Source organism: Hyphobacterium sp. SN044 (assembly GCF_021864465.1).
Lineage (GTDB): Bacteria > Pseudomonadota > Alphaproteobacteria > Caulobacterales > Maricaulaceae > Hyphobacterium.
In genome coordinates this window covers 46,045-57,884 of record NZ_JAKKUV010000003.1, presented here as the reverse complement: position 1 = coordinate 57,884, position 11,840 = coordinate 46,045, and the positions used below count along the sequence as shown (strand labels likewise).

15 protein-coding genes are annotated in these 11,840 nt (G+C 67.4%); 5 read left to right on the top strand and 10 right to left on the bottom strand.

Annotation, left to right across the window (positions count from 1 at the left end):
• The first annotated feature begins 3 nt into the window (after positions 1-3).
• From L5876_RS05500 to L5876_RS05485, 4 genes are read left to right on the top strand one after another with little or no spacing between them, the layout of a single operon-like run.
• Positions 4-528: a hypothetical protein gene (locus L5876_RS05500; RefSeq protein WP_236955096.1), complete on the top strand. Its 525-nt coding sequence runs from the start codon at positions 4-6 to the stop codon at positions 526-528.
• Positions 521-1,006: a hypothetical protein gene (locus L5876_RS05495; protein WP_236955095.1), complete on the top strand. Its 486-nt coding sequence runs from the start codon at positions 521-523 to the stop codon at positions 1,004-1,006. The genes L5876_RS05500 and L5876_RS05495 overlap by 8 nt, the downstream gene beginning before the upstream one ends.
• Positions 1,003-1,596, top strand: coding sequence for a hypothetical protein (locus L5876_RS05490; protein ID WP_236955094.1), 594 nt, complete (start codon positions 1,003-1,005; stop codon positions 1,594-1,596). The genes L5876_RS05495 and L5876_RS05490 overlap by 4 nt, the downstream gene beginning before the upstream one ends.
• On the top strand, positions 1,593-2,045 hold the full coding sequence (locus L5876_RS05485; protein WP_236955093.1) for a hypothetical protein: 453 nt from the start codon (positions 1,593-1,595) through the stop codon (positions 2,043-2,045). The genes L5876_RS05490 and L5876_RS05485 overlap by 4 nt, the downstream gene beginning before the upstream one ends.
• 368 nt (positions 2,046-2,413) lie before the next feature.
• On the opposite strand, the gene L5876_RS05480 is transcribed toward L5876_RS05485, so the two are convergent.
• From L5876_RS05480 to L5876_RS05440, 9 genes are all read right to left on the bottom strand, one after another.
• Positions 2,414-2,827, bottom strand: a complete 414-nt coding sequence (locus tag L5876_RS05480; protein ID WP_236955092.1) for a DUF3168 domain-containing protein — start codon at positions 2,825-2,827, stop codon at positions 2,414-2,416.
• Complete coding sequence (locus L5876_RS05475; RefSeq protein ID WP_236955091.1) at positions 2,824-3,408, bottom strand: hypothetical protein; 585 nt, start codon at positions 3,406-3,408, stop codon at positions 2,824-2,826. The genes L5876_RS05480 and L5876_RS05475 overlap by 4 nt, the downstream gene beginning before the upstream one ends.
• A 94-nt stretch (positions 3,409-3,502) precedes the next feature.
• On the bottom strand, positions 3,503-4,723 hold the full coding sequence (locus L5876_RS05470; protein WP_236955090.1) for a phage major capsid protein: 1,221 nt from the start codon (positions 4,721-4,723) through the stop codon (positions 3,503-3,505).
• Between the two features lie 32 nt (positions 4,724-4,755).
• Positions 4,756-5,214 carry an HK97 family phage prohead protease gene (locus L5876_RS05465; RefSeq protein ID WP_236955089.1) on the bottom strand — a complete coding sequence of 153 codons (459 nt, stop codon included), beginning with the start codon at positions 5,212-5,214 and terminating at the stop codon, positions 4,756-4,758.
• A 25-nt stretch (positions 5,215-5,239) separates the two neighbouring features.
• Positions 5,240-5,482 (bottom strand): hypothetical protein, encoded by a 243-nt coding sequence (locus L5876_RS05460; RefSeq protein WP_236955088.1) that lies wholly within the window; start codon positions 5,480-5,482, stop codon positions 5,240-5,242.
• Positions 5,479-6,636, bottom strand: coding sequence for a phage portal protein (locus L5876_RS05455; RefSeq protein WP_236955087.1), 1,158 nt, complete (start codon positions 6,634-6,636; stop codon positions 5,479-5,481). Before L5876_RS05455 ends, L5876_RS05460 begins: the two co-directional genes overlap by 4 nt.
• A 10-nt stretch (positions 6,637-6,646) precedes the next feature.
• The gene (locus L5876_RS05450) at positions 6,647-7,909 is read right to left on the bottom strand and encodes a DNA-packaging protein (protein WP_370469062.1); all 1,263 of its coding nucleotides are present in this window, start codon (positions 7,907-7,909) and stop codon (positions 6,647-6,649) included.
• Positions 7,905-8,354, bottom strand: coding sequence for a hypothetical protein (locus tag L5876_RS05445; protein ID WP_236955085.1), 450 nt, complete (start codon positions 8,352-8,354; stop codon positions 7,905-7,907). The genes L5876_RS05450 and L5876_RS05445 overlap by 5 nt, the downstream gene beginning before the upstream one ends.
• Positions 8,355-8,463: 109 nt before the next feature.
• Positions 8,464-8,919, bottom strand: a complete 456-nt coding sequence (locus L5876_RS05440) for a YcgN family cysteine cluster protein (RefSeq protein ID WP_236955084.1) — start codon at positions 8,917-8,919, stop codon at positions 8,464-8,466.
• A gap of 54 nt (positions 8,920-8,973) precedes the next feature.
• On the opposite strand from L5876_RS05440, the gene L5876_RS05435 reads away from it, so the two are divergent.
• A complete protein-coding gene (locus L5876_RS05435) occupies positions 8,974-10,926 on the top strand; it encodes a transglycosylase domain-containing protein (RefSeq protein WP_236955083.1) in 1,953 nt (650 codons plus the stop codon).
• Here the strand turns inward: L5876_RS05435 and L5876_RS05430 are convergent.
• Positions 10,875-11,747, bottom strand: a complete 873-nt coding sequence (locus L5876_RS05430) for an ion transporter (protein ID WP_236955082.1) — start codon at positions 11,745-11,747, stop codon at positions 10,875-10,877. The genes L5876_RS05435 and L5876_RS05430 overlap by 52 nt on opposite strands.
• Positions 11,748-11,840: the final 93 nt, after the last annotated feature.

The following is an 11,840-nucleotide window of genomic DNA, read 5'->3' as shown; positions in this document are numbered from 1 at the left end:
GGAATGACGGATTTATCCGTGTGGCCGGGCAATCGCGCGGCCTTGCTGCCCGAACCAGTCGAGTCCGTGCGGCGGCACTGGCTGGCAAGATTCATCCTGGTGTGGCTCGGGATTTTCGCCGCCACGACCTGCGCTCTGTTTCTGGAATTCTGGTACGTCACGCTCCCGCCAACGATCGTTTCCGATGCTGTGGTTCTGACCGTCGGCACGCTCGGCAGCCTGCCTGCGGCAGCGGCCTATATCTTTGCGAACTACGGTTTCGCGCGGCCCTATCAGACTCGGCCTCCGGTCAATGAGCACGAGCGCGGCAGATTGCGGTCGGACCGCATCCTGACCGTGGTTCACGCCTTTCTTCTGATCAGCTGGCCGACGACCTACCTGATCGTCAGGATCGCAGAGGGTTCGCGCCCCGAAATGTCGACCCCCGTGATGGCCTGGTTGACAGGCCTCGCTATCGGCTACTTCACGCTCGAAGTGTTGAGCGCCCGCGGCTGGCGGTGGTGGACGGAGAAGCCATCAAATGACTGACGCGGCCGAACCTCAAACCGAACGCGCCCGCCTGTTCTCAGGGCGGCTGGAGGCCGCGCGCACCAATCCGTGGATCAAATGGCCGGCCTTTCTGGTGGTCGGCATCCTCACCTGGATCGCTGCGGAGTTCCTGTCGGCTCGGTGGCCGGTAGAGCCGAACACGCTCGGCGCCTATGCAGCGTTCGTCGGGGTTTCACTCCTGGTCGGTTTGCCCTGGGCGATCACCATTGTCGTTTTGCACTTCGGCTATCGCCCGATGGGTCTGACCCAGCCCCTCCGCCCATGGTCCATTTGGACTTTGCTGGTCATCGCGATGTTCACACTTAGCCTCGGACGTTCGATCTATTACGGGGTGACGTCTGTGTTGAATGGCTATCCGTTCTGGCGACCCATCTTTCTTCCGCTCTTTTTTGGCAACGTCATTGGATTGCTGATGCTCGAAACCCTCCGCGCCCGAGGCTGGCGGTGGCGGCGGTGAGGCTGAAGAACACCGATAATCTGTTTCGCGACTCGCTTCTGCGCGGCCTGCTCTGGGGGCTGCTCGCGATTGCACCCTTCGGGTTGTATTTCGGCTTTCTCTATCTCGAGAGCATTCCGGCCTGGCAGGAATTCAACTTCGACTACCCCTGGGTCGTCCCACTCCTCGCGCTTGTCGCCGGGCTTGGCGCGTCCTTCGTGACCCTGCTGCGGCTCGGCTTCGAGAACTTCATCGACGTCACCCGCGCCGCGAAGTCGCCGCGCTGGATCCTCGCTCTGTCGCTCTTCGTCAGCATCGCCTGGCTGGTCGGCACCGGCATCCTGACGGCCATTGCCGGCTTCGATCCGGGCGGCACGCGGCCGGTTTTCATCGTCCCGATCCTGATCTTCGCCTATCTCAGCCCGCTTGCCATTCTGGCTGCCTCGGTGCGCTTCTACGAACACATCCACCCCGGCCACGCCAATCTCGACTGGCTTGCCTTCGGCATCGGCGACGAACCGCCCGTGGAGGGCGATGACCCGATGATCGATCCGCTGGACGATGAGGACGACGACGAACCCGGCCCCCCGCCGCCGGAGACACGGCATTGAGATCGTTCGTCTTCTTCCTCGGTCTTCTGGCGCTGGTTTCGACCTCGCTCTTCATTGCGACCCGGCTGTTTCCGCCCGGCGGTGAGATCGACCGTCAGATCTCCGACGGACATTTCTACCCCACGCTCGGCATTCTGATTGCGCTCGCCATCGGCTTCGCCCTGGCCGCAGCCTTCGCTGTGATCGAGCGGCTGATGCGCCGGTCGATCTGGCGAAGCATAAATACCGGTGCGAACACATGGCCCTTCCGGCGCGATGGTGTCTTCGTCGCCGGGCTCAGCATGGCGTTTGCGGTGCTCATCGCGATCACGGGCATCGCCCTGACGGTGAAGACGCACTTCTTGCCGTCGGATCAACGTGCAATCGAGCTGGCCGGCGTGATGCTCTGGCCGTCGCTCGTCTACCTCATGGGCTCGCACTACTATTCCCGGCGGAACGATCCAGAATGACCCGTTTCGCCGCAATCTGGTTCAACGCCTACGTCGCCCTGATTGTCGCGATCGGCCTACCAGCCGCATTCGCCGGGATCGAGTCGATCGCGATGCGACCACAGTACGAAGGCGAGTCCGAAATCCTGATCCTGGCGGCGCGCATCGGTGCGATCGTCGTCATTCCGGTCTTCGTCGCCCTCGTGTCCATCCCCTTCCGGGAAGCCGGAACCGGCGACCGGCTGCGCCGACGTTTTGCGTCCGAACCGCTCTTTCCTGTCGGCATGGCACTGGTCTGGATCGCCGCCTCCGCGGCGCTCTGGTCGGATGTGTCGGGCTTTGCCCGCTTCTTCCTCTACCTCGCCGTCCTGCAAGCCCCCTGGCTCGCCCTACGCCACCTCCTCCAGCAGCGCCCGGAAGCGGATCACGCCGTGGGCGATGCGGCTGTCGGCGGTGCGGAAGGCGTCGGCATAGACCGAGCGGCAGAAGACACAGCGCCACCCGCCCGCAAGCGATAGCGCCGCCTCGTGCCCGGCGGTGCGCATGGCATCGACGATGGTCTTCGCCTCGCGCCGCCCGCCATGGCGCACCCAGACATGCAGGGTCAGCCGGTGTTCGATCACGCGGGTGCCCGATGCGTCCGCGTCCTCGCTCACCCCGCGCCCGATGGTGACATACGGGTAGGCCGCCCCGGCCGGCTCCTCGTCGAACACGCGCGGCGGATCACCCAGCAGGGCGATCACGCCCGCATCGGCCGACAGGTGCTGGGTCAGCGCGTCCTGGAATGCGGCTTCGGCGCTCATATCCGCACCCGGCGGTAGGGCGCGAGCAGCGCTTGGACCGACATCGGAAGCGGCGAGCTGCCGATGGCTTCGCGCCGCGCATACCCCTCCGCCGTCAGGCGCAGCACCGCATCGCGCAGGGCCGAGGGCACGTCATCGGGGCCGGTGCCATAGCCGGCATCGAAGGTGATGCGGATCCCCGCGACGGCGCGCGGCGGGCGGGGAAAGGTCGAGCGCCCGCGCACCGCGATCCGGCCCGGATCGGCGTCCGTGTCGACGAAATACTGGTCCGCCGGCCATGCCGTCTCGGCGTCCTCCTCGTCGAGGAAGACGATCCCGCTGACCGCGATCAGCGGCGGCATCGGCAGGCGCAGCTGGCCCGGGGGCGCGAACCGCCCCGGCACCGCCCAGTCGTCCAGCACCTCCCGGTATGTGCGCGTGATCAGCGCCCGGCCGGTTTCCGCCTCGACCCGCTCGCGCGCGGCGCGGACAAGTTGTATGATCAGCTCATCCTCGGCGTCGTAACCGGCGCGCAGATAGGCTTTCGCCTGGGCGAGCGTCACCGGCTCGGCCGCCGGCGGCGTGACGAGTTGGAGGGTCATGTCGATCCTCAATCATAAGAATTCACAGATGGAATGAATGCGGTCACCCGGCCGGGCGGAGGGGCGCACCCGGCCGGGCAACCTCCGGCGCGCTTTACGACACGCCGAACTTGAGGAGCTTGATGGCGTCGAAATTCTGCACCCCGCCGCCGACGCGCTTGGTGGTGTAGAAAAGCACGTAGGGCTTGGCCGAATACGGGTCGCGCAGCACCTGGATGCCCTGCCGGTCGACAATCAGATAGCCCTTCTCGAAATCGCCAAACGCGATCGCGAAGGCGTCCGAGCCGATGTCCGGCATGTCCTCGGCCTCGGTGACGGGATAGCCGAGCAGCGTCGCTTCGCCCCCGGCATTGAACGAGGGCTGCCAGATATAATCGCCGTTGGAGTCCTTGAACTTTCGGACTGCGGACACCGTGCGGCGGTTCATCACGAAGCGGCCATGGGCGCGATACGCCGCCTTGGGCGCATAGATCAGATCGATCAGATCGTCGGCCGGATCGGAGGCGGCGAAATCGCCGTCCACGCCCGTCGCCAGATAGCCGATCGTGTCCCAGGCATGGCTCGCCTCGGCCACCATCGTGTAGCTGAGGAAACCCTTCGGCTTGTTCGTGCCATTGCCGGAAATGAAGGCCGCGCCTTCCTGCGCCGCGAACACGTCGCGCACCTCCTCGGCCAGCCACAGATCGAGATCGGTCAGCGCATCGTCGAGCAGCGCGGTGGTCGCCGCCGGCATGGCGTAGAGCTCGGCCACCGGGAAATCGAGCAGGTCCAGCGTCGGCGTGTCGGTCTCCGGACGGCCGGCGGTTTCCGCGACCCAGCCCGTCGCCGCGCCGCCCAGCGACACCGGCTTCTTGAACACGTTCGCCGTCGTCTGGCGCACGCTGGCAATCGCGCGGATCGGCGAGACATCGGCCATCAGCCGGTCGATCAGCGCCTGGGTTTCCGCCGGGGCGACATAGCCGCCATCGGGGTTCGATCCCGCCGACAGCGCCTTGCCCTCGATGCCGGACTGGAGCTGGCCGGTACGCATATATCCCTCCCACGCCGCCTTGCGTTCGCTGGACGGACGCCCGGCTTCAAGGCCCGGCCGCGCCGCGTCGAGCGACAGGCGGTCGAGCCGCGACTTCGCCTCGGTCAGTGCGGTGTCGATCCGTGCCACCTTCTCGGTCAGCAGCGGATCGGCGGAGGACTTCGCCTCGATCTCGTTCAGGCGCCTGTCATTGGCGTCCTTGAAGGCTTCGAAGGCGCACAGCACTTCGCCCAGCGCCGCGCGCGTTTCCGCCGACGGCGCCGCCATCTTGGTTTCTTTGCTCATGGGTTTTCCTGGTTTGTTGAGACGGGGGCCGGTCACGCCGCGACGGCGGCCGGTTCCGCGACGCGAAGGCGCGCCTGCGGCAGCATCGGGAAGGTCACGACCGACACTTCCCAGAGATCGAGTTCGATGAGTTCGCGCCCGCCGGCCTTCAGCGGCGCGAAGCGGATCGTGCGGAAGCCGATGGACAGGCCGTCAACGGCGCCCTGCGCGATCAGGCTGGCCGTCGCGCGTCCGCGCGGCGCGGCCTTCAGGACCCGGCCGCGGACAAAGAGCCCGGTCGCGTCCTCGCGCATCTCGTCCCACACACCGACGGGCTCGCCCGCCTCGTGCTGGAACAGCATGCGCACACCGCGCGCGCCCTGGCGTTTCAGGCTCCGCGCGAACGCGCCGGGGCGCACCACATCGCCATTCAGGTCCGGGATGTTGAACAGGCTGGCATAACCTTCGATCGGCAAGGCTCCGCCATCGGGCGCGAAAGCGTCCGGCTCCATGCAGGTCTCCAATTCTGTGAAATGACTAGTCTTCGAGCCTGCGCTCGATGCGGGCGAGGCTTTCGCGGGCCTGGCCGATCTGTTCTTCGAGGCGCGCCAGGCGCTCCCCGGCCGTCGTCAGGGCCGCACCCTGTGCCTCCAGCCGGTCGAGCCGTTCGCCCGCCGCCCCGGCCCAGATCAGCGCCCCGCCGGTCTGCAGCGCCAGCGCGACGATGACGCCCAGCGTCACCGAGCGTTCGATCCGCCAGCTGTTCACGGGGTCATTCATGCCTCACCCCCGACGCCCAGCAGGGCGCGCTTCTCGTCGGCGCTCAGGAAGTCCGCCGCACCGATTTGCGCCCAGCGCGCAGCGCGCTCCTCGGCCAGCGCCGGCAGGCGGTCCTCTTCCACACTCACGGACAGGTCGGCACCGAACCAGGGCTGCAGCCAGCCGGTCAGGCTCGCCGCCGTCTTGCGCGCCAGCGGCAGCACGGTGTGGCGCCAGAAAGCCAGATTGGCTTCGCGGTAGTTCGCATACGTATTATCACCCGGCAGGCCCAGCAGCATGGGCGGCACGCCGAAGGCCAGCGCGATTTCCCGCGCCGCCTCGCGCCGCGCGCCGCTGAAATCCATGTCGGCCGGGGTCAGCGCCATCGGCTTCCAGTCGAGCCCGCCTTCCAGCAGCATCGGCCGCCCGGCATTGGCCGGCCCGGCATGCGCATCGGCCAGCTCGGCCTTGAGGCGCTCATACTGGTCGTCGGTCAGCCGCCCCTCGCCCTCCTTCGCCGTCACGACGAGGGCGCCGGACGGGCGCGCCGCATTGTCGAGCAGCGCCTTGGCCCACGCCCCGCCGGCATTGTGCACATCGACCGCCGCGGCGGCGGCCTCCAGCGGCGACAGGCCGTAATGATCGTCGGAGGGGTGAAACAGCCGTGCATGCAGGATCGGGCTCTGCCCGCTCGCCCGGTCGCGGGCGAAACGCACGCTGCGTCCGCCGACGGTGTATTCCCAGCCGTCCGGCCAGCCGCGCGGCCCGGGCAGAACCCGCATCCGGTCAGGGCGCAGCGAAAACAGTTCGCGCGGCTCCCCGTCGAGCGCGGCGAGTTCGAGATAGGCATTCCCGGCGACCTGGAGATAGCCGTAATGGTCCTCCAGAAGCTCCGCCCCCGACTGGTCGGGATTGGGCCGGGCCAGCAGCATCGCCGCCGGATCGTCCTCGCGCACCTGCCCCCCGCGCAGAACCTTCAGCGGCGCGGCGGCGGCGGCCTCGGCGATCAGGCGGACACAGCGATGCGCCACCGGATTGCGCGCGAAACCCTCCCGCGCCAGCGCGGCATAGTCACGCGGCGTCCACGCCGCCCGGCTGCCCAGCGACAGCGCGATCAGCCGTTTCGCGGCACTGGTCTTCGTTTCGCGCCCGAGGACGCGACCCAAAAAGCTCATGGTTTTCTCCTCAAAGCGCTCTCAGGCGCGGCGTGCCGGCGGACTTCAGCAGCAGCGACGATACCGCCCAGACCAGCGCATCGACCCGGTCGGGGCTGGTGCGCGGCCCGTCGGGCGCGCCGAAACTGCACATCTGGTCTTCCAGAGCCGGGAAACGCCCGGCATGGCGCACACGGCCCGCGGCATAGAGCGCGGCGACCGGCTCGGCCCGCGTCCGCTTGCCCCTGGACGCGCGCACCAGCGTGACCGGCAGGTCGGGCGCGGCGGCTTTCAAAACGCTGGCCACCATGTCGCCGCCCTGATTGGCCTCGGCGATCACCGCGTCGGCCTCGAAACTTTCAAACGCGCTCGCCACCACGCCCGCCCAGGCCGAGGGGCTGGCCGGGCCGAAGCTGCGGTCAGCGAGGATGAAGGCGGTTCGCGCCGCCCCCTCGCCCGCTGCTCCGGCGACCACGATCCCGCACTCGTCCGAAGTCGCGTTGGCGCTTGCCGGCGGATCGACCGCGACCACGATGCGGTCGAAGTCTACGGGCCGCGCCGCGAAGGCGGCTTCGACCCCGTCCCGTGTCCACAGCGCGCCCGGCGGATCCTCGATCAGTTCCCCGCCCAATTCCTGCCGCCCCAGGCGCGAGGCGCCATAGGCCGCCTCCATCGCGGCGATGAAGCCGGGCGCGAGGTTGGCAGCGTTTTCCGCGCTCGCCGAATGCGTCACCGCCGTGCCCTCCGCAGCGATCAGGCGCTTCAGCGCCGGGATCGGGCGCGGCGTGGTCGTCACCATCAGGCGCGGATCGTCACCGAGCCGAAGCGCCGGGCGCAGCGTGTCGAGCACGCCCTGCGGGTCGGGCCAGGCCGCGAACTCGTCCGCCCAGGCGGTGTCGAATTGCGGCCCGCGCAGCGAATCCCGGTCCTCGGCGGAAAACACATAAGCCACCGCGCCGCACGGCCAGACCAGCCGACGGCGCGAGGTTTCGTAGGACGGCCTGTCTGCTTCGGGACCGAGCCCGGCCAGACCGGACTCGCCGTCAATCATGACTTCGCGGGCATCGTTCAGCGCCGGTGCGATCAGCGCGATCCGCCGCGCGCCCGCCGCGATGCGCGCGCGCACCCATTCCGCCCCGGCGCGGGTCTTGCCCGCGCCGCGCCCGCCCATGAACAGCCAGACGCGCCAGTCGCCCTCGGGCGGGAGTTGTGCGGGCCGCGCCGAAGCGTCCCATTCGTCCAGAGCTATCCGTTTGGCCTCAGCCCGTCCGACCGCTCGGATGAATGCCTCAATCGCCTTCTCGTTCCCCACCTGATCCGCGAGCGCGACGCTCTTTTGCCATTCGGTCCTTGAGGATGCGCCGGGCTTCTTCAAGCGTGAGCCCTTTCTGTCCGCCAGCCTTGCCGGCCGGTCTCTTCGTTGCTGTCACCATGCCCGTCTCCTTGCGCAGTCTCGATATCGCCGCCGCGGCGCGGATATCCCGCATCGCGTCGTCATGGCGGCCCTCGTCGAGCGCGGTTTCGGCCCGCGCCAATGCCCGGTTGACCGGGTCGATATATCCTTTGGGAGCCGCCTCGCCCGCCGCCCGCTTCATCCGGTTCAGTTTGACGCGAACCCATTGGGCGGTGAGCCCGGTGTCGGCCGCGATCGCTTCGACGCTCTCGCCCGTGATGTGACGCCGGTAGAGCGCATCCCAGATTTCAGGGGTGCGTTTGCCCCGGCCCTTCTTTCCGGCCATGGCACATATTGGTCGCAGAACCGGGTCGGCCGGATAAAGGGCTGCATTTTTTCAGGAAATCACGGCCCCAAGCGCCAATCGGCCTGGCCGCCGCGGGGACAGGCGCGGATCAATCCCCGCTTTCGCCCGGCCACAGGCGGATGTGGTGTTCCAGACGCCAGTCCGGCACGTCGGCTTCCGGCACGACCTGCCCCACCACACTCATGCCGGCCTCGCGCACGCTGTCCGGATCGCCGGAAACCAGCGGATGCCAGTCCGGCAATTCCTTGCCTTCGTTGAGCAGGCGATAGGCACAGGTCATCGGCATGAAATGCAGCTCGCCGATATTGCCCGGCGTCAGCCGCACACAGTCGGGAACCTCCCGCGAGCGATGCGCGTAATTGCGGCACCCGCCTTCGCACACGTCATAGAGACGGCAGGCGACATCGGTGAATTCGCGGTGGCCGTCCTCGTCCTCCAGCTGAACGAGACAGCATTTGCCGCAGTGATCGCACAGCGATTCCCACTCTTTCTGGCTCATCTCTTTCAGAGATTTCAGCTTCCAGAAGGGTTTTTTGTCTGTCATCGCCTGAATCTCGCCGCCTTCCATGCGTGATAAGGCGGACGGGGAAGGAAACCAATGCCGCCATTCCGTGCCGACCTGCTGCAGCGTGACGCTGAACACCGCGACCGCCGCGCCTGGTACATCACGGGCGGCATCGCGGCAGCGCTGATCCTGATCGGCGTTCTGACCGGCGTGTTCTGGCGTTGGGCCTTTCATGACCTGCCTGTCCTGCCCGAAGACCCGGCTGCGCTGTGGTCGGCCCGGCGCGAGGCTTCGATCACCCTCCTCGACCGCAATGGCGAGATCCTCGACATCCGCGGGCCGCGCTACGCCCCGCCCGTGCGGGCCGACGAACTGCCGCCGCACGTCATTCAGGCCTTCCTCGCCATCGAGGACCGCCGCTTCTTCCGCCACCACGGTGTCGATCTGCGCGCCACGGTCCGCGCCGTGCTGGCCAATATGCGTGCCGGTGGCTCGGTCCAGGGCGGCTCGACCATCACCATGCAGCTGGTGAAGAATCTGCTCCTCACGCCGGAACGCTCGATCCGCCGAAAGGTGCAGGAGATGCGCCTCGCCTGGGCGCTGGAGCGTCAGCTGACGAAGACCGAAATCCTCGAGCTTTATCTGAACCGGATCTATCTCGGCGCCGGCGCCTACGGGCTCGAAGCCGCTGCGCGGCGCTATTTCGACAAGTCCGCCGCCGATCTGAACTTGGCCGAGGCCGCGATGATCGCCGGCCTGCCGCAGGCACCCAGCCGGCTCGACCCGCTCGGCAATCTGCCCGCCGCCCGCGACCGCGCCGCAGAAGTCCTGTTCGCGATGGAGGCGGCCGGCTTCATCACCGAAACCCAGCGCCACGCCGCGCTCCTCGAACCCGCTACCCCCGTCCGCACAAGAGACGAGAACGCGCCGAGCCCGGAAATCTTCGGCTATGTCTTCGACTACGCGCTGCAACTGGTACAGGAGGAATTGCCCGGCGCGCCGAACGATCTGGTGATCCAGACGACGATCGACCCGGAGCTCCAGGCGGACGCGCAAAGCGCGGTTCACGCGCTGCTCGAGGCCGAGGGCGAGGCCGAACGCGCCGGACAGGCCGCGCTCGTCTCCTTGACGCCGGACGGCGCGATCCGCGCCATGGTCGGCGGGCGCGACTATGGCGACAGCCAGTTCAATCGTGCCGTCCAGGCCCGCCGCCAGCCCGGGTCCAGCTTCAAGCCCATCGTCTTTGCCGCCGCGATCGAAGCCGGCCTGTCACCCTTCACCGCGTACACGGACGAACCGATCGACCTCGACGGCTGGTCGCCGCGCAATTTCGGCGGCACCTATCGCGGCCGCGTCACGATGCGCGAAGCGCTGCGCCGTTCGATCAACACGGTCGCGGCGCAGATTGCCGACGAGATCGGCATCGACCGCGTGGTCGATATGGGTCGCCGTCTCGGCATCGAAAGCGAATTGCCGGAATTGCCGGCGGTCTCGCTCGGAACGGCGGAGGTCACGCTTCTGGAACTTGCGGGAGCCTACGCCACCTTCGCCAATGACGGTGTCCGGCGCGAACCCTTCCTGATCCTGCGGGTGACGGACACACGCGGGCACACCCTTTACGAACATGAAGACGGTGAGGGCGAACGCGCCATCGAGGCCGAAGTGGCCCAGACGATGACCTCGCTCCTGCAGGACGTCGTGCTCGCAGGCACCGGCACGGCTGCGCGCATGGGCGAACGCCCGGTGGCGGGCAAGACCGGCACCAGCCAGTCCTTCCGCGACGCCTGGTTCGTGGGCTATACGGCCGATTTCGTGACCGGCGTCTGGGTCGGCAATGACGACGACACGCCGACCGCGGACGTCACCGGCGGCAGCCTGCCGGCGCGGATCTGGAACCGCTACATGACCTCGGCCAGCGAAGGCCTGCCGGTCCGGCCGCTCAACGCCCCGCCGCCGCGCGAACGCACCGAGCGCGAAGAACGCCAGATTGCGTACTATTCGTCGCTGTCGCGCGCCTTCGAGGCCGAGGCCGAACGCATCCCCTGAGCGACTTCACTGCGCAGGGCGGCAATATCCGCCCGTAACGCGGCCAGTTCCTCCCGCAGGATGGCCCGGTCGGCGTGCGCCTCGGCGGCTTCCTTTTCCTCGCGCGCTTCCTCGTCGTCGAAATGCTTCGACTGGAGCGAGTCGACGATCACCGCGATGAACAGGTTGAGGATGGCGAAGCTGGTCAGGACGATGAACACCAGGAAGAAGATCCAGGCAAAGCTGACTTCGGCCATCACCGGCCGTGCCACCTCCATCGCCCAGCCTTCCAGCGTCATCACCTGGAACAGGGTAAAGGCAGACCCGCCGAGCGTGCCGAACAGGTCCGGGCTCGACTCGCCGAAAAGCTTGGTCGCCATCACCGCCGAAACGTAGAAGGTCAGACCCAGCACGGCGATAATCGCCCCCATGCCGGGGATGGCGCGCATCAGTGCTTCGACCACCTTGCGCATTTCCGGCATGACCGAGAACAGGCGGAAGACCCGCAGGATCCGGAGCGCCCGCAAGACGGTGAACGCACCCGCAGCCGGGGCAAGCGAAATCCCGACCACGATCACGTCGAACCAGTTCCAGCCCGACTTGAAGAAGCGCGGCCCGTAGGCGACCATCTTCAGCAGCAGTTCGATCACGAAAATGGTGACGATGATCGCGTCGAACACCGGCAGGGCGGCGTCAAACCAGCCTGCGTGGATCGGGTAGGTCTCCAGACCCAGCGTGACGGCGTTGAACAGGATCAGCCCGGTCACGAAATTCAGGAAGACCGGATGCTCGACGAGAGCGACCAGCCGGTCGCGCCAACCCGGTTTTGCGCTGTCCGTCATCTGGCTCTCCTCCCCGCGCGCATCTCGTATCGTTCCGCAGTGAATCGCGCAACGCTCTCAGCATCCCGTTAACCGCGATTGGCCACCGTTTCT